This is a genomic window from Nocardiopsis sp. iso_25, assembly GCF_056173305.1.
This window is the reverse complement of record NZ_CM149667.1, coordinates 1,601,027-1,615,300: the sequence shown is the minus strand read 5'-3', so window position 1 is coordinate 1,615,300 and position 14,274 is coordinate 1,601,027. Positions and strand designations below refer to the sequence as shown.

Genomic DNA, 14,274 nt, shown 5'->3' with positions numbered 1-14,274 from the left:
CCACGGCGGGCAGCCTACTGCGGCGTCCACCCCTCGCGCCCGTATCCCGCGCGGCGTGTCGCACGGACGCCGCTGTGCTCCCCGTCCCACCGCCGCCCCGGCCCGGGCCCCCGGTTCCGCCACCGCCCCGGTACCGGTTCCCGGTCCCGGCGACGCGAACGGCCCGGACGCGCCGCGGGGCGTCGTCGGGCCGTTCGTCGTCGTCGGGTGCCGGTCAGACCTCGACCAGGACGGGGATGATCATGGGCCGCCGCCGGTAGGTCTCGTTGACCCAGCGGCCGGCGCTGCGGCGGATGAGCTGGCGCAGCTGGTGGGGGTCGTTGACCCCGTCCCGGGCCGCCTTGTCCAGCGCGTCCTGGATCCGGTCGATGACGTCGTCGTAGGCGTCGGCGCCGATGCCCGCGCCCCGCGTGTGGATCTCGGGCTCGCCCAGGATCTTGCCGGAGCCGGAGTCCACCGCCACGACGACGGAGATGAACCCCTCCTCGCCGAGGACCCGGCGGTCCTTGAGCGCGGCGTCGGTGACGTCGCCGACCGAGGAGCCGTCCACGTACACGTACCCGGCCTGCACCGCGCCGACGATCCTGGCCCGGTTCTTGTGCAGGTCGACGACCACGCCGTCCTCGGCGATGACGATCCGGTCGCTCGGGACCCCGGTCAGCTTGGCGAGGTCGGCGTGGGCGCGCATGTGCCGCCACTCGCCGTGCACGGGCATGAAGTTGCGCGGGCGGACCATGTTGAGCACGTACATCAGCTCGCCTGCGGGCGCGTGGCCGGAGACGTGCACCAGGGCGTTGCCCTTGTGCACGACCTTGGCCCCCCAGCGGGTCAGGCCGTTGATCACCCGGTTGACCGAGTTCTCGTTGCCCGGGATCAGCGACGAGGCGAGCAGGATGGTGTCGCCCTCCTCGATGCGGATCTGGTGGTCCCGGTTGGCCATGCGGCTGAGCGCGGCCATCGGCTCGCCCTGCGAGCCCGTGCACACCAGGAGCACCTCGTCCGGGCGCATCTGGTCGAGCTGCTTGACGTCGACGACGGTGTCGCCGGGGATGCTCAGGTAGCCCAGGTCGCGCGCGATGTTCATGTTGCGGACCATGGAGCGGCCCACGAAGGCGATCTTGCGCCCGTGCTCGACGGCCGCGTCGATGACCTGCTGGACGCGGTGCACGTGCGAGGCGAAGCAGGCCACCACGATGCGCTTCTGGGACTGCCGGAACACCTTGTCGATGGCCTCGGTCAGGTTGCGCTCGTTGACGATGAAGCCGGGCTGCTCGGCGTTGGTGGAGTCCGACAGCAGCAGGTCCACGCCCTCGTCGCCGAACCGGGCGAACCCGGCCAGGTCGGTCAGGCGCCCGTCCAGCGGCAGCTGGTCCATCTTGAAGTCGCCGGTGTGCAGCACCGACCCGCCCGGGGTGCGGATGCCCACGGCCAGCGCGTCCGGGATGGAGTGGTTGACCGCGAAGAACTCCAGGTCGAAGGGGCCGAAGTCGTGCCGCTCGCCCTCCTCCACCAGCACGGTCTCGGGCTTGATGCGGTGCTCGCCGAGCTTGGCGGTGATCAGCGCCAGGGTGAGCTTGGAGCCGACGATCGGGATGTCGGCCCGCTCACGCAGCAGGAACGGCACGCCGCCGATGTGGTCCTCGTGCCCGTGGGTGAGCACGACCGCCTCGATGTCGTCGAGCCGGTCCCGGATGTACTCGAAGTCCGGCAGGATCAGGTCGACGCCGGGCTGCTCCTCCTCGGGGAAGAGCACGCCGCAGTCCACGATGAGCAGGCGCCCGCCGTACTCGAAGACCGTCATGTTGCGGCCGATCTCGCCGAGGCCGCCCAGCGGGACGATGCGCAGCACGCCCTTGCCCAGGGGCGGCGGCGAGCCCAGTTCGGGGTGCGGGTGGCTCATACGGATCCCTCCGTGAGGCGCTCGACGGCGACGGCGCTGGCCGGGACGGCCTGGTGCGGGGCGAGCCCGATCGGGCCCTTGACGCCCGCGGCGGCCAGGTCCTCGCGCAGGAGTGCCTGGAGCTCGGCGGAGGCGTCGGCGAGCGGGGTGCGGACCGGCCCGGAGGGCAGGCCGAACAGGTTGAGGACGGCCTTGGTCGTGATGACGCCCTGGGTGCGGAACATGCCCGTGTAGACCGGCGTGAGGCGGCGGTGGATGGCCAGGGCCTGGCCGACCTCGCCCTTCTCGAAGGCGTCGATCATGTCGCGCAGGTCGGCGCCCACGATGTGGCCGACGACGCTGACGAACCCGGCCGCGCCGACGGACAGCAGCGGCAGGTTGAGGATGTCGGTGCCGCAGTAGAAGGCCAGGTCGGTGCGCTCCATGACCCAGGAGCTGGCGCCGACGTTGTCCTTGGCGTCCTTGTTGGCGACGATGCGCGGGTGCTCGGCCAGGCGGACCAGGGTCTCGGAGGCGATCGGCGTCCCGGTGCGGTGCGGGATGTCGTAGAGCATCACCGGCAGGTCGGTGGAGTCGGCGATCGACGTGAAGTGCCGGATGAGGCCTTCCTGCGGCGGCTTGTTGTAGTAGGGGGTGACGGTCAGCAGACCGTGCGCCCCCGCCTTCTCGGCCGCCTGGGCCAGCCGGATGCTGTGGCGGGTGTCGTTGGTGCCGACCCCGGCCACGATCGTGGCGCGGTCGCCGACCGCCTCCAGGACGGTGCGCAGCAGCCGGTCCTTCTCGTCGTCGCTGGTGGTCGGTGACTCACCGGTGGTGCCGCTGATGACGAGGCCGTCGTTGTGCTGTTCGTCGACGAGGTAGGTGGCCAGTCGGGCCGCGCCCTCGTAGTCGAGTTCCCCGTCCTCCAGCATCGGAGTGACCATCGCGGTCAACATCTTGCCGAACGGGCGGTTCTTGGTGTCCATCATCGTGTGTGAAAGGCGTGCGGACCGCCGCCCTCGGGCGGTGGGGTCCGTGGTTGCCCCTCCTCCTCTCGGTGTACTCCGAAACAGTTGTGGTGACCCGTGCGGGTGTGCCTCGGGCACGGGTGGTCGGCGCTGCGTGTGCGCCACCGCGACCGGCGGATGCGCGACGGTCGCGGGAAAGATCTGTGGTGCCCCCGTGGCGGGGGCTGGGGGCCTGGCCCCGTCCGGTCCACCGTCCTCGTGGGTCGAGGTTGAGTGGTCCCCGGCAAGACGAACCTACCCGTCCCGGGCCCGTGCCATCCGGCCGGGCCCGGGTCCGCCCGCGGTTCGGGGCGGACGGAGTCCGTGGTAGGAGACTAGTCGTCGTTGCCGTCGGGCAGGAACATGCTGAGCAGCCAGCTGACGATGGTGACGACGATCGCGCCCCAGAAGGCGGGCCAGAACCCGTCGATGTGGAAGGGCAGGTCGAACAGGCCCGCGATCCAGTTGGTGAGCATGAGCAGCAGCGCGTTCACCAGGAGGCCGATCAGCCCCAGGGTCAGAGCGTAGAACAGGCATCCGACCGTTTTGACGATCGGTTTGATGACCGCGTTGACCACGCCGAAGATGGCGCCGACGGCCAGGTAGACCAGGATCTGGCCGACCGTGTCCTGCGCGGTGACTTCGATGCCGTCGATCAGGAGGACAGCCGCCCAAAGGGCGAGCGCGTTCACGATAACTCTGATAATGAGGCTCACAACGTAGATGTTCCCATGCTGTGGCAAGGTCCGGAAACTCCGGCGTAGGTGATCTTGTCGCCAGGCGTGTCGCCCACCCCAGAAGGAGAGCCCCCCGTGTCCAGTGCCCGGTTCGTCCGTCCCGCCCGTACCGCCGACGTGGACGCGGTCGTCGACATCCAGGTGGCGTCGTGGCGGGCGGTGTACGGGGCGCTGCTGCCCGAGGAGGTGTCCGGGGCCCTGGGCGGCGAGGAGGCCCGGGGGCGGTTCCGCGAGCAGTGGACGGCGGCCCTGGAGTCGCCGCCGACCTCCCGGCACCGGCTGGTGGTGGCCACCGACGAGGTGGAGGGAACGCGCACGGTCGCGGGCTTCGCCGCGTTCGGCCCCGCCGGGGACCCGGACCTGTGGCCCGCCAAGGACGCGGAGGTGTTCGCCCTGCACGTGGACCCCGCGCGGGCGCGCCAGGGGCACGGCAGCCGCCTGGTGAACGCGTGCGTGGACCACCTGGTCGAGGACGGTTTCGCCACCCTGCACGTGTGGGTGCCCGAGGCCGACAACGCCCTGCGGGCCTTCTTCGAGGCCTCGGGCTGGCGCGCGGACGGCGCCCGCCGCGAGATCGACATGGGGCGGCTGCTGCCGATGGTGCGCCTGCACGCGGCCATCTCCCAGTAACGGGAGGGGCCGGAGCGCGGGTCGGCCGGGCCGAGCGGGAGGGGCCCGTCCGCGCCCCGGCGCCGGGGCGCGGACGGGAGCGCCGCCGACAGGGTCTAACGTGGGGTGGTTGTCGCGGCGCGCACGGGCGCGCCGGTGGTGAGCGGGGAGGGGCCGGAGCGTGGCCACGGTCAGTGAATGGGTCTCGGGGCTGCGTCCCCTTACGCTTCCGAATTCGATCGTTCCGGTGGCGGCCGGCACGGCCCTGGCCTTCGCCCTGGACGGGTTCGTCTGGTGGAAGGCGCTGCTGGCCCTGGTGGTGTCCATGGCGCTCCAGGTCGGCGTGAACTTCGCCAACGACTACAGCGACGGCGTCAAGGGCACCGACACCGAGGCGCGGACGGGGCCGACCCGGCTGACCGCGACCGGTCTGGCCGCCCCGCGGCAGGTGCTGGCTGCGGCCCTGGCCAGCTTCGCGTTCGCGGGGGTGGTGGGCCTGGTGCTGGTGGCCACGTCCTCGTGGTGGCTGCTGCTGGTGGGCGCCCTGGCGATCGCGGCGGCCTGGTACTACACGGGGGGCCGCAGCCCCTACGGGTACCGGGGCCTGGGCGAGGTCTCGGTGTTCGTGTTCTTCGGCGTCGTGGCCGTGGTGGGCACGGTCTTCGTGCAACTGGGCTCCGCGCCCTGGCAGGCGTGGGTGGCGTCGGTGCCGGTGGGCCTGCTGTCCTGCTCGGTACTGGTGATCAACAACCTGCGCGACATCCCGACCGACCGCGAGACCGGCAAGGTCACGCTGGCCGTGCGGCTGGGCGACGCCGGCACCCGTCGCCTGTACGGGGGCGCGATCGTGCTGTCCTACCTGGTGGCGCTGGCGCTGACCCCGGTGTTCTGGTGGACGCCGCTGGTGCTGGTGTCGGCGCCGCTGGCGGTGCCCCCGCTGCGGCGCGTGCTGGGCGGCCAGACCGGCCGCGACCTGGTGCTGGGCCTGGGTGAGACCGGGCGGCTCCAGATGGCGTTCGGCGTGCTGTTCTCGGTCGCCCTGCTCCTGGGGTGAGGCGGTTGCCGCGCGCGGTCGACGGGCCCTTCGTAAGCGGTCACGGGCGCGCCCGTGACCGTCGGGAGACCCACGGGTCCTAGCCTTTCGAGGCATGGCGACCCCCCGCACGACCGCCGCGGCGCTCATCGCCGCGGCGCTGACGCTGATCGCGACCGCCTGCTCCGGAGGCAACCCGGCCGAGGCCCCCCAGGGACCCGAGGCCTCCTTCGACCACAGAACCGACCCCCCGCAGGGGAGTCCCCCGCCGACCGGGGCGGCGCGGGAGGACCCGCCCCCGCCTCCCGTGTCCGGGGACGGCGGGGCGGAGGGGACCGCGGGGGCGGAGGAGGGCCGCGAACCCCGGGAGCCGCGCGACGAGGTGACCGTGCGGCGCGGGGGCACCGAGCTGATCGTGAGCGTGCGCGAGCTGGTCAGCGGCGGGGCCACGGTCGAACTGGTGCTGCGGATCCACAACGGCGGGGACGCCGACAGCCCGGCGTTCGCGGAGCTGGTCGGGTCGGACGAGGGCATGGCCGCCGTCGAGCTGGTCGACGCCGCCAACGGCAGGGTGCACCGCGTGGCGCGCGACTCCTCGGGCGGATGCGTCTGCTCCGACCCCGACCCGGCGCTGGTGCTGCGGCCGGGCGACTCCGTGGAGCTCAGCGCGACCTTCGCGGCCCCGCCGGAGGACGTGCGGGCGATGGACGTGCGCGTCCCGCTCGCCGGTACGTTCACCGGGGTGCGCGTTGTCCGCGGATGAGGGGCGGGGCGCTCCGGGACGGACCGGTTCCCGCCCGAGGCCGCTCCTCGGCCCCCTCGTGCTGGCCGCCCTGGCCGCCGCCTACACCGCCTACCTCGGGTACGCCCTGATGTGGGAGCCGCCGCAGCCCCCGCCCGCCGGGCACCGAGGCGAGCTGATCGTCCCACCGGTCAACGGCGCCCCGGTCGCCACCGCCCCCGTCCTGGACCTGGAGGCGGGGGTGGAGGAGCTGGAGGCTCCCGTGGAGGACCTGGACCTGCCGGTGGCGGGCGGAGGCTGAGACGACACGCCGGACGCCGGGATGCGGCGCCCGGTCCCCGGTCAGGCGGGGACGGGTTAGGATGCGCGCACCCCAGACACGCGCGTACGACACGGCAGGGAGAGACGACACCGTGCCCAGCGAGAACACCGCCCCCGACCCCCTCGACCACGTTCCGGATCCGGAGGAGTGGGCGCGGCGCTCGGCCCTCCAGGCCGCGGCGTTCGACGCGATCGGCGAGCGCTACGACGAGGCATTCCCCCGCAAGGAGGGCCAGGAGGACCGGGTGCGCCGGCTGCTGGACCTGCTGCCGCCCGGCGCGCACGTGCTCGACCTGGGCTCGGGCACGGGCGTGCCCACCGCCCGGCAGCTGGTGGCGGCGGGGGCGCGGGTGACCGGTTACGAGATCTCCGGGCGGATGGTCGAGATCGCCCGCCGCAACGTGCCGGAGGCGACGTTCGTCCGGGCCGACATCCTCGACCTGGACCCCGCGGAGTCCTCGTACGACGCCATCGTGGCGTTCTTCTCCCTGCTGTGCCTGCCCAAGGCCCGTATCCCCGAGGCGCTGAGCCGCGTGCGCGCCTCGCTGGTCCCGGGGGGCCTGCTGTGCCTGTCCATGGTGGAGGCCGACCTGGACGACGCCCCGATTCCCTTCCTGGGCAAGGACATCCGGGTGTCGGGCTACCCGAACGGGGAGCTGCGCCGGGTGGTGGAGGAGGCCGGGCTGGTCGTGGAGGACGAGCGGATCGTCTCCTACGAGCCCGAAGGCGCCCGGCCCGAGGTCCAGGTGTTCCTCACCTGCCGTCGCGGCGCGTGAGACGGGACGGGGGCCGCGCGCAGTGCGCGGCCCCCGTGCGGTGGTCCGGAGAGCGTTCCCGTCCGCGACGGTCCGGGGCGGTCGGCTAGTCCAGGTCCAGGAGCGCGTCCAGGCCCACGGTGAGGGGGTCGGCGAGGCCGTCCACCCCGCGCACGCCCAGCAGCACGCCCGGCATGAACGAGGCGCGGTTCATCGAGTCGTGCCGGATCTTGAGGGTCTCCCCGTCGGTACCGAACACGACCTCCTGGTGGGCGATGAGCCCGGAGATGCGCAGAGCGTGCACCCGCACACCCTCCACGTCGGCGCCGCGGGCGCCGGGGATCTCGGAGGTGGTGGCGTCGGGCATCGGCGCTGCCCCGGCCCCGCGGCGGGCCTCGGCGACCAGCTCGGCGGTCCGGTAGGCGGTGCCGCTGGGGGCGTCGGCCTTGTTCGGGTGGTGCAGCTCGATGATCTCGGTCGAGTCGAAGTACGGCGCGGCCTTGCGCGCGAAGTGCATCATCAGGACGGCGGCGATGCCGAAGTTGGGGGCGATGAGCACCTTGGCCCCGGGCTTCGCCTCCTGCATCCGGCGCACGCGCTCCAGCCTGGCCTCGTCGAACCCGCTGGTGCCGACGACGGCGTGGATCCCGTGGCCGATGAGCCACTCCAGGTTGTCCATCACCGCCTCGGGGTGGGTGAAGTCGACGACGCAGTCGGCCCCCAGCACCGCGTCCCTGTCGCTGGCGGCGTCCACCCCAGCGACGAGTTCCATGTCGTCGGCGCCCCGCACCGCTCGGACGACCTCTGACCCCATGCGCCCGTCGGCGCCGAAAACTCCTACCTTGAACACGGCACGAGCGTACCGGAGCCGGGGAGGCGGGTCGTCGCGGCCCGGCCCGCGACGTGGGCGGACGGGCCCGGCCGGGCCGCCGCCGCGACCGCCCGGACCGGGCACTCCGGTGTCAGCGGACGTCGGCCAGGGTGAGCGCGAAGTCCCCCGCGGGGTCGGTCCACCAGTGGGTGAGGGCGAACCCCGCCCCCTCCAGCTCCGCGGTCAGCCCCTCACGTCGGAACTTGGCGGATACCTCGGTGCGCATCTCCTCCCCGGGGGCGAACTCGACCTCCAGGTCCAGGTCGGCGACCCGCACGCGCTGGGCGGCCCGGGAGCGCAGCCGCATCTCGATCCACTCGCGCTCGGCGTTCCAGCGCGCCACGTGGTCGAAGGCGGCCGGGTCGAAGTCGGCGCCGAGCCGGTGGTTGATGACGGCGAGGACGTTGCGGTCGAAGGCCGCGGTGACCCCCTGTGCGTCGTCGTAGGCGGCGACCAGTCGGGCGGGGTCCTTGACCAGGTCCGCGCCCAGCAGCAGCGAGTCCCCGGGGCGCAGGACGCCGCGGACGTCGCGCAGGAAGGCGGCGCGCGGTTCCGGTTCCTGGTTGCCGATGGTGGAGCCCAGGACGGCCAGCAGCTGGCGACCGCCCTCCCCGCCGACCGGCAGCAGCCCGAGGTGCTCCTCGAAGTCGCCGACGACGGCGTGCACGTCCAGGCCGGGGTAGTCGTCGGCCACGCGGCGGGCGGAGGAGTCGAGGAAGTCGCCGCTGACGTCGACGGGCACGAAGCGGGTGAGGCTGCCCCGGCGGCGCATCGCGTCCAGGAGCAGGCGGGTCTTGACCCCCGATCCGGAGCCGAGCTCGATGAGGACCTCGGCGCCGGCCGCGGCGGCGATCTCGTCGGCCCGCAGCTCCAGGATCGCGCGTTCGGCGCGGGTGGGGTAGTACTCGGGCAGGGCGGTGATCTCCTCGAACAGGGAGCTGCCGCGTTCGTCGTAGAACCACTTGGGCGGAAGCCGCTTGGGCCGCGCGGTCAGGCCCTCGGCGACGTCGGTGCGCAGCGCCTTGTCGAGGTCGTCGGCGGTCAGGTTTCGGTCAATCCGGAACATGGTGCCTCCTGTGTCCCCGAAGTTGTACCCGGGACAGGTGGTGTCGGAAAGATGGGCGAAGCCGGTCAGTCGATCGGGCGGATCTCGGTGCGCTCCCCCGTCGCCGCGACCACCGAGTCCTGGGGGACCTCGCGCCATCCGGGGGCGTCGTCGAAGGGTTCGGAGGCAAGGAAGACCCCGCCGTCCGGCTCGCGCAGGGTGAACAGGGTGTCCCCGGCCGCGGTGGCGGCGACGGTCTGGCCGTCGCTGGCCAGCAGGTTGTAGCGGCCCCCGGAGTGCTTGCGGGCCTCGCGGACCACGGTGGCCAAGGTTTCGGACAGGTTCTGGGAGTCGCGCCACAGTCGCACGGTGTGCGCGAACAGCGGTGCGGAGTCCAGGGGGGCGCGGGCGTCCAGCGCGCCGCGGGGCGGGGGCGTGGCGAACGCCTCGGTGAGCGCCTCGTCGTCCTCCACTGCGCCGTTGTGGCTGAACAGCAGCCGGTCGGCGCGGAAGGGCTGGGCGCCCGACTCCTCCGAGCCGAACCCGATCGTGGCGTCGCGCACGGCGGCCACCACGCACCCGGAGGAGATGGCGCGGGCGGCGTCGGCGAAGGAGGCGTCACCCCAGACGGGCATGGCGCGGCGGTAGCGCAGCGGTTCGGCGGGGCCGTCCCCCGGGGGGTACCAGCCGGCTCCGAACCCGTCGGCGTTGACGGTGCCGTACCGCTGCATGCGCGGCGCCCAGGACTGGACGTGCAGTGAGTGGGGCGCCGCGTACAGCAGGTCGTGCAGTGTGCGCGGCGGCCCCAGGTAGGCCAGGTGTCGGCACATCAGGCGGGTTCCGCGTCGCGCGCGCAGCGGAAGCCGCTGAAGATCTGCCGCCGGATCGGGTGGTCCCAGTTGCGGAACGTGGCGCGGACCGCGGTGGGGTGGGTGGCCCAGGATCCGCCGCGCAGCACCTTGTACCCGTCGTCGAAGAACACCTCCGAGTAGTCCTCGTAGGGGAAGGAGCGGAACCCCGGGTAGCCGGTGAAGGTGGTGGAGGTCCACTCCCACACGTCGCCGATCAGCTGCTGGACGCCCAGCGGCGAGGCGCCGTCGGGGTGGCTCCCGGCCGGGGAGGGGCCGAGCCTGCGCTGTCCCAGGTTGGCGTGGCCGGGCCCGGGCTCGGCGTCGCCCCACGGGTGGCGCCGGGACCGGCCGCTGACCGGGTCCAGGCGCGCGGCCTTCTCCCACTCGGGCTCGCTCGGCAGGCGCTTGCCCGCCCAGGCGGCGTAGGCCCGGGCCTCGTGGAAGCACACGTGCTGCACGGGCTCGTCGGGGGGCACCATCTCCCGGCGGCCGAACCGGCGGCGCGACCACCCGGTCCCCTCCCGGGTCCAGAAGGCCGGGGAGACCGCTCCCCGCTTCTCCTTCCACTCCCAGCCGTCGCGGGACCACCAGCGGCGGGTCCGGTAGCCGCCGTCGTCCATGAACTCCTGGTAGGCGGCGTTGGTCACGAGGGCGGTGTCGATCCAGTAGGGGCCCAGGTCGACGGTGCGCGCGGGGCGTTCGTTGTCGTAGGCCCAGGGGTCGTCGTCGGTGCCCATGGTGAAGGGCCCCTCCGGCACGAACACCTCGTCCCGGACCGGCGGGCGCAGCGCGGTGACGGGAGCGGTCTCCTCCAGCAGGACGGGCTCGCCCCTGCGGAGCTGGTGGGTGGCGAGCATGGTCTCGCCGTGCTGGTGCTCGTGCTGGATGACCATGTGGAAGATGAATCCGGCGTCCAGCAGGGATCGTTCGCCGCCGGTGCCGGTCTCCACCCGGGTGAGGTCGGCGGACTCCAGCGCGTCGAGCACCTCCCGGCGCACGCGCGCGTTGTAGTCGCGGGCCTCCTCGGGCCGCAGCAGCGGGAGGCTCACCCGTTCGGCGCGCGGGTTCTCGAAGGCGTCGTAGAGGGTGTCGATGTCGGGGCGCAGCGCCTCGCGGCCCCCCGCGGCGCGCAGCAGCCACTGCTCCTCGTAGTTGCCCACGTGCGCCAGGTCCCAGACCAGCGGCGACATCAGGGGCGAGTGCTGGGCGAGCAGCTCGCCCTCGTCGAGGGCGTGGAGGGTCAGGCCGTTGCTGCGCTCCCTGGCCCGGTCGAGTTCGGCGGCGATGCGCTCCTTGGCGCGCTCCTGTTCGTGGTTCACCGTGCTCCTTCCACGTGTCCGGGGTCCGCGGTCGCGGGCCGTACCCGCTCCGCCCGCGCCGGGCGCGGCACGGGCACGGTCGGCCGGGTGTCGGCGGGGCTGAGACCGCGCCGCGTGTGGTGGTCGGCGTAGTCGTCGACCAGCGCGGCCAGGGAGGCGGCGCCCATGCGGGGCAGCGCCTCGACGGCGGCGTCGAAGCAGGCGCGGGCGCACCGGGCCACTTCGGGGTCGCCCATGCCCAGACGGGCCGAGCGCAGCCACAGGTGACGGTCGGGGAATCGTCCCCCGCACAGCGCCTCGGTGGCCTCCTCGGCCGCGGCGCGGGCGCGGGGGTCGTCGACCAGGGCGGCGGCGAGCGCCACCGGGACCGGCCACCAGCGCAGGGGAAGCGCGTCGATCATCCGCAGCTCCCACCAGCCGCGCGGGCGCACGGGCGGGAAGAGTGTACTGAGGTGGAACTCCAGGTCGGCCCGGGTGGCCGGGCGGGGACCCTGTCCGTCGAGCCACTGGGCGAAGGTCACGCCCGGGTCGGGGGTCCAGGGGCCACCGTTCCCGGGGACGGCCAGGACCCTGGCGGCCAGCGCGTACTCGGTCCACGCCGTGGCCGGGTCGGCGGAACTGTCCGCGTCCAGGACGGGCCGGGTGCGGGTGGCGTCGGTGGCCGCCCAGATCGCCCAGCGGGTGGACTTCCATCCGGTGGGGCGGCCCCGCCAGACGGCGGAGTTGGCGAAGGCGGCGACGAGCACCGGGCCGAGCCGGTGGACGAGTTCCCAGCGGTCGCGGACGTCGGCGGCGTCCTCCCCCGTGTCCAGGCACACCTGGAGCGAGGCCGTGCTGCACATCATGGTGTAGCCGCTGGGCTGGCGGTGGTGGGCGAAGAAGCGCTCCATGGCCGTGTAGCGGGCTTCACGGAGCTGGCGCCGGGGCGGGCGGACGGGGTCGAGGGCCGTCTCGACCAGGTGGAGCCCGGCCTCGGCGAGGGCCTTGCCGATGTGGTCCAGGTCGGCGGCGAGCGCCGCGTGCGCCCGGGCCGGTCCCGGAAGGGCGGGTGAGCTGAGTTCGAGCTGTCCGCCGGGTTCGAAGGTGACGCCGCTCCCCGAGGGCGGCGGGCCGCAGGACTCCACCAGGGCGGCGAGGCGGTCGAGGGGAACGGGTGCGGTCGGGTCCGCGGAGTCGGCGACCAGCCATTCGGTCTCGGCTCCGACCTTGCCGGGAGGGCCGGTCTTGAAACAGACGCCGTTGATGTACTCGTGGACGTCTTCCGTGGTCATGTGGTGGGCCATGGGCTGTCCCCTCGCGAACGGCCGCCCCCGCCGGGCGGCGCCCCGGGAATCCTGCCCATCCGGTCGTCATGCCGAACGTGCGTGTTGTCCACGACTCTCCGATGCTGTCGGGACACTCCCGATACGGACGGGGAGGCTGGGCGACGGGATGCCAGGTGGTACAGGCCGTCGCGGTGGGTGGGCGCGTTCCCACCCACCGATGTGTGATGCCGGTCACATTGCAGTGAACTCCCGGAGGCGCTTCTCGACGACGGCACGTTCGTCCTGGTCAAGGCCGATACCGAACACCTCCCGCAACACCCGTCCCACCTCCTCCACAGGCACCTCGCGTTCCGTGCGGGTGCCGTCGGGGGCGGCGGTGGTCAGGGTGGTGTCCGTGAGCGTGTGCTGGGCGCCCGGCCCGATGCGCTGGGCCATCAGCCTGCCCAGGAACGGGGAGCGCGGGTGGCTGGTCAGGACGGGCGGCAGGTCGCCGGACAGGCCCACGCGTGCGAGGTAGGCGTCCAGGCCCAGTTCCCGGCCGTGCCAGAAGTCGCGGTCGGCAGTGAAGAGGGAGGACAGCGGCGCGGGGGTCAGAGTGTCGGAAATAAGGTTTCGCGGGACGTATCAATCCCGAAACGGACCCATAAAAGCCCTGTTCCGAACGAAGCGCTCTCTGCTCCTATCCGGAAGCGGGAACGGAGAAGGAGGACGTGGAGACGTCCGCGGTCAGCGCGCCGCCGCACCGGTGCGTACTCAGCCGGAGGCCGGTTCCCCCCCGCGCACGCGTCCGGCGGCGTCGGCCGCCGCCCAGTGGCAGGCCACCCGCCGCTCGGCGCCGCCCCCCAGGATCGCCGGGTCCACGGTGCGGCAGCGGTCGGCCACCCCCGCGCGCCCGGCCTCACCGGAGGCCAGCACCGGGCAGCGCGGGTGGAAGCGGCAGCCCCGGGGCACCCGCTTGGGGTCCGGCGGCTCGCCGGAGAGCACCACCGGTTCCCCGTCCGCCTCGGGCAGCACCGAAAGCAGAGCCCGGGTGTAGGGGTGGGCGGGAGCGGACAGGACCTCCTCCACGGTGCCCAGCTCCACCACGCGCCCCAGGTACATCACCGCGACCCGGTCGGCGATGTTCCAGGCCAGGCCCAGGTCGTGCGTGGCCACCAGGGCCGACAGCCCCAGGTCGGCGCGCAGGTCCAGGAGCAGCCGCAGGATCTCGCCGCGCACCGACGCGTCCAGGGAGGCCACCGGCTCGTCGGCCACCAGCACCTCGGGATCGAGGATGAGCGCACCGGCGATCACCACGCGCTGGCGCTGGCCGCCCGACAGCTCGTGCGGATAGCGGGGGAAGAACCGGTCCGGCGGGCGCAGGCCCGCCTTGGACAGCGCCTCGCCGACCCGCTCGGCCTCGTCGGACACGGTGCCCTCGTGGATGCGCAGCCCCTCGGCAACGGACTCGTAGACGGTGCGGCGCGGGTTGAGCGACCCGGTGGGGTCCTGCTGCACCAGCTGCACCCGGCGGCGGTAGCGGCGCATGTCGCGGGAGCCGTAGCGCAGCGGGTCGCCCTCGAAGGCCACGTCGCCGCCCGTGGGCCGCTCCAGGCCCAGCAGGACGCGGGCCAGGGTGGTCTTGCCGCAGCCGGACTCCCCCACCAGCGCCACGATCTCGCCCGCGGAGACGTCGAGGTTGACACCGTCCACGGCGCGGGCGGTGCCCCGGCCCCCGCCGGGGGCGAACCCGGCCGCGAAGGCGACCTCCACCCCCCGGGCGCTCAGGACGGGGACCGCCTCCTCCCCGCGGGTCGGCGGCGTCTCGTGGGAGTCGGTCTCGGTGGTGCTCACGGGCGCG

15 protein-coding genes are annotated in these 14,274 nt (G+C 73.5%); 5 read left to right on the top strand and 10 right to left on the bottom strand.

Annotated elements, in window-relative coordinates; all coding sequences use genetic code 11:
• Nucleotides 1-214 precede the first annotated feature (214 nt).
• The 3 genes from AC0VX6_RS07090 to AC0VX6_RS07080 form a co-directional block, all read right to left on the bottom strand.
• Entirely contained in the window at nucleotides 215-1,900 is a 1,686-nt protein-coding gene (locus AC0VX6_RS07090) for a ribonuclease J (RefSeq protein WP_274976726.1), read from the bottom strand.
• Nucleotides 1,897-2,868: a 4-hydroxy-tetrahydrodipicolinate synthase gene (gene dapA / locus AC0VX6_RS07085; RefSeq protein ID WP_212641040.1), complete on the bottom strand. Its 972-nt coding sequence runs from the start codon at nucleotides 2,866-2,868 to the stop codon at nucleotides 1,897-1,899. Before dapA ends, AC0VX6_RS07090 begins: the two co-directional genes overlap by 4 nt.
• 353 nt (nucleotides 2,869-3,221) lie before the next feature.
• On the bottom strand, nucleotides 3,222-3,602 hold the full coding sequence (locus AC0VX6_RS07080; protein ID WP_082768262.1) for a phage holin family protein: 381 nt from the start codon (nucleotides 3,600-3,602) through the stop codon (nucleotides 3,222-3,224).
• A gap of 96 nt (nucleotides 3,603-3,698) precedes the next feature.
• Between AC0VX6_RS07080 and AC0VX6_RS07075 the strand changes: the two genes are divergently transcribed.
• From AC0VX6_RS07075 to AC0VX6_RS07055, 5 genes are all read left to right on the top strand, one after another.
• Complete coding sequence (locus AC0VX6_RS07075) at nucleotides 3,699-4,253, top strand: GNAT family N-acetyltransferase (protein WP_212641041.1); 555 nt, start codon at nucleotides 3,699-3,701, stop codon at nucleotides 4,251-4,253.
• 160 nt (nucleotides 4,254-4,413) lie between these two features.
• Nucleotides 4,414-5,286, top strand: coding sequence for a 1,4-dihydroxy-2-naphthoate polyprenyltransferase (locus AC0VX6_RS07070; protein WP_475467862.1), 873 nt, complete (start codon nucleotides 4,414-4,416; stop codon nucleotides 5,284-5,286).
• A gap of 94 nt (nucleotides 5,287-5,380) precedes the next feature.
• A complete protein-coding gene (locus AC0VX6_RS07065; RefSeq protein WP_274976724.1) occupies nucleotides 5,381-6,028 on the top strand; it encodes a hypothetical protein in 648 nt (215 codons plus the stop codon).
• Complete coding sequence (locus tag AC0VX6_RS07060) at nucleotides 6,015-6,308, top strand: hypothetical protein (RefSeq protein WP_475467860.1); 294 nt, start codon at nucleotides 6,015-6,017, stop codon at nucleotides 6,306-6,308. The genes AC0VX6_RS07065 and AC0VX6_RS07060 overlap by 14 nt, the downstream gene beginning before the upstream one ends.
• 112 nt (nucleotides 6,309-6,420) lie before the next feature.
• Nucleotides 6,421-7,104, top strand: a complete 684-nt coding sequence (locus tag AC0VX6_RS07055; RefSeq protein ID WP_274976722.1) for a class I SAM-dependent DNA methyltransferase — start codon at nucleotides 6,421-6,423, stop codon at nucleotides 7,102-7,104.
• Between the two features lie 85 nt (nucleotides 7,105-7,189).
• Here the strand turns inward: AC0VX6_RS07055 and dapB are convergent, their stop codons facing one another.
• The 7 genes from dapB to AC0VX6_RS07020 all read right to left on the bottom strand — a co-directional run bounded on the left by dapB (nucleotide 7,190) and on the right by AC0VX6_RS07020 (nucleotide 14,267).
• Nucleotides 7,190-7,933 (bottom strand): 4-hydroxy-tetrahydrodipicolinate reductase, encoded by a 744-nt coding sequence (gene dapB / locus AC0VX6_RS07050; protein WP_274976721.1) that lies wholly within the window; start codon nucleotides 7,931-7,933, stop codon nucleotides 7,190-7,192.
• A 112-nt stretch (nucleotides 7,934-8,045) separates the two neighbouring features.
• The gene (gene egtD, locus AC0VX6_RS07045) at nucleotides 8,046-9,020 is read right to left on the bottom strand and encodes an L-histidine N(alpha)-methyltransferase (protein ID WP_475467858.1); all 975 of its coding nucleotides are present in this window, start codon (nucleotides 9,018-9,020) and stop codon (nucleotides 8,046-8,048) included.
• A 65-nt stretch (nucleotides 9,021-9,085) separates the two neighbouring features.
• Nucleotides 9,086-9,829, bottom strand: coding sequence for an ergothioneine biosynthesis protein EgtC (gene egtC, locus AC0VX6_RS07040; protein ID WP_475467857.1), 744 nt, complete (start codon nucleotides 9,827-9,829; stop codon nucleotides 9,086-9,088).
• A complete protein-coding gene (egtB, locus tag AC0VX6_RS07035; protein WP_274976718.1) occupies nucleotides 9,829-11,169 on the bottom strand; it encodes an ergothioneine biosynthesis protein EgtB in 1,341 nt (446 codons plus the stop codon). The genes egtC and egtB overlap by 1 nt, the downstream gene beginning before the upstream one ends.
• A complete protein-coding gene (gene egtA, locus AC0VX6_RS07030) occupies nucleotides 11,166-12,452 on the bottom strand; it encodes an ergothioneine biosynthesis glutamate--cysteine ligase EgtA (RefSeq protein ID WP_274976717.1) in 1,287 nt (428 codons plus the stop codon). Before egtA ends, egtB begins: the two co-directional genes overlap by 4 nt.
• 213 nt (nucleotides 12,453-12,665) lie before the next feature.
• Nucleotides 12,666-12,938 carry an arylamine N-acetyltransferase gene (locus tag AC0VX6_RS07025; RefSeq protein ID WP_274976716.1) on the bottom strand — a complete coding sequence of 91 codons (273 nt, stop codon included), beginning with the start codon at nucleotides 12,936-12,938 and terminating at the stop codon, nucleotides 12,666-12,668.
• A gap of 249 nt (nucleotides 12,939-13,187) precedes the next feature.
• A complete protein-coding gene (locus AC0VX6_RS07020) occupies nucleotides 13,188-14,267 on the bottom strand; it encodes an ABC transporter ATP-binding protein (RefSeq protein WP_475467854.1) in 1,080 nt (359 codons plus the stop codon).
• Nucleotides 14,268-14,274 lie beyond the last annotated feature (7 nt).

Bases quoted from the DNA above. Each gene is read 5' to 3' on its own strand.
- egtD (WP_475467858.1), bottom strand. From the start codon at position 9,020: ATGTTCCGGATTGACCGAAACCTGACCGCCGACGACCTCGACAAGGCG.
- dapA (WP_212641040.1), bottom strand. From the start codon at position 2,868: ATGATGGACACCAAGAACCGCCCGTTCGGCAAGATGTTGACCGCGATG.
- egtA (WP_274976717.1), bottom strand. From the start codon at position 12,452: ATGGCCCACCACATGACCACGGAAGACGTCCACGAGTACATCAACGGC.
- AC0VX6_RS07090 (WP_274976726.1), bottom strand. From the start codon at position 1,900: ATGAGCCACCCGCACCCCGAACTGGGCTCGCCGCCGCCCCTGGGCAAG.
- AC0VX6_RS07065 (WP_274976724.1), top strand. From the start codon at position 5,381: ATGGCGACCCCCCGCACGACCGCCGCGGCGCTCATCGCCGCGGCGCTG.
- egtC (WP_475467857.1), bottom strand. From the start codon at position 9,829: ATGTGCCGACACCTGGCCTACCTGGGGCCGCCGCGCACACTGCACGAC.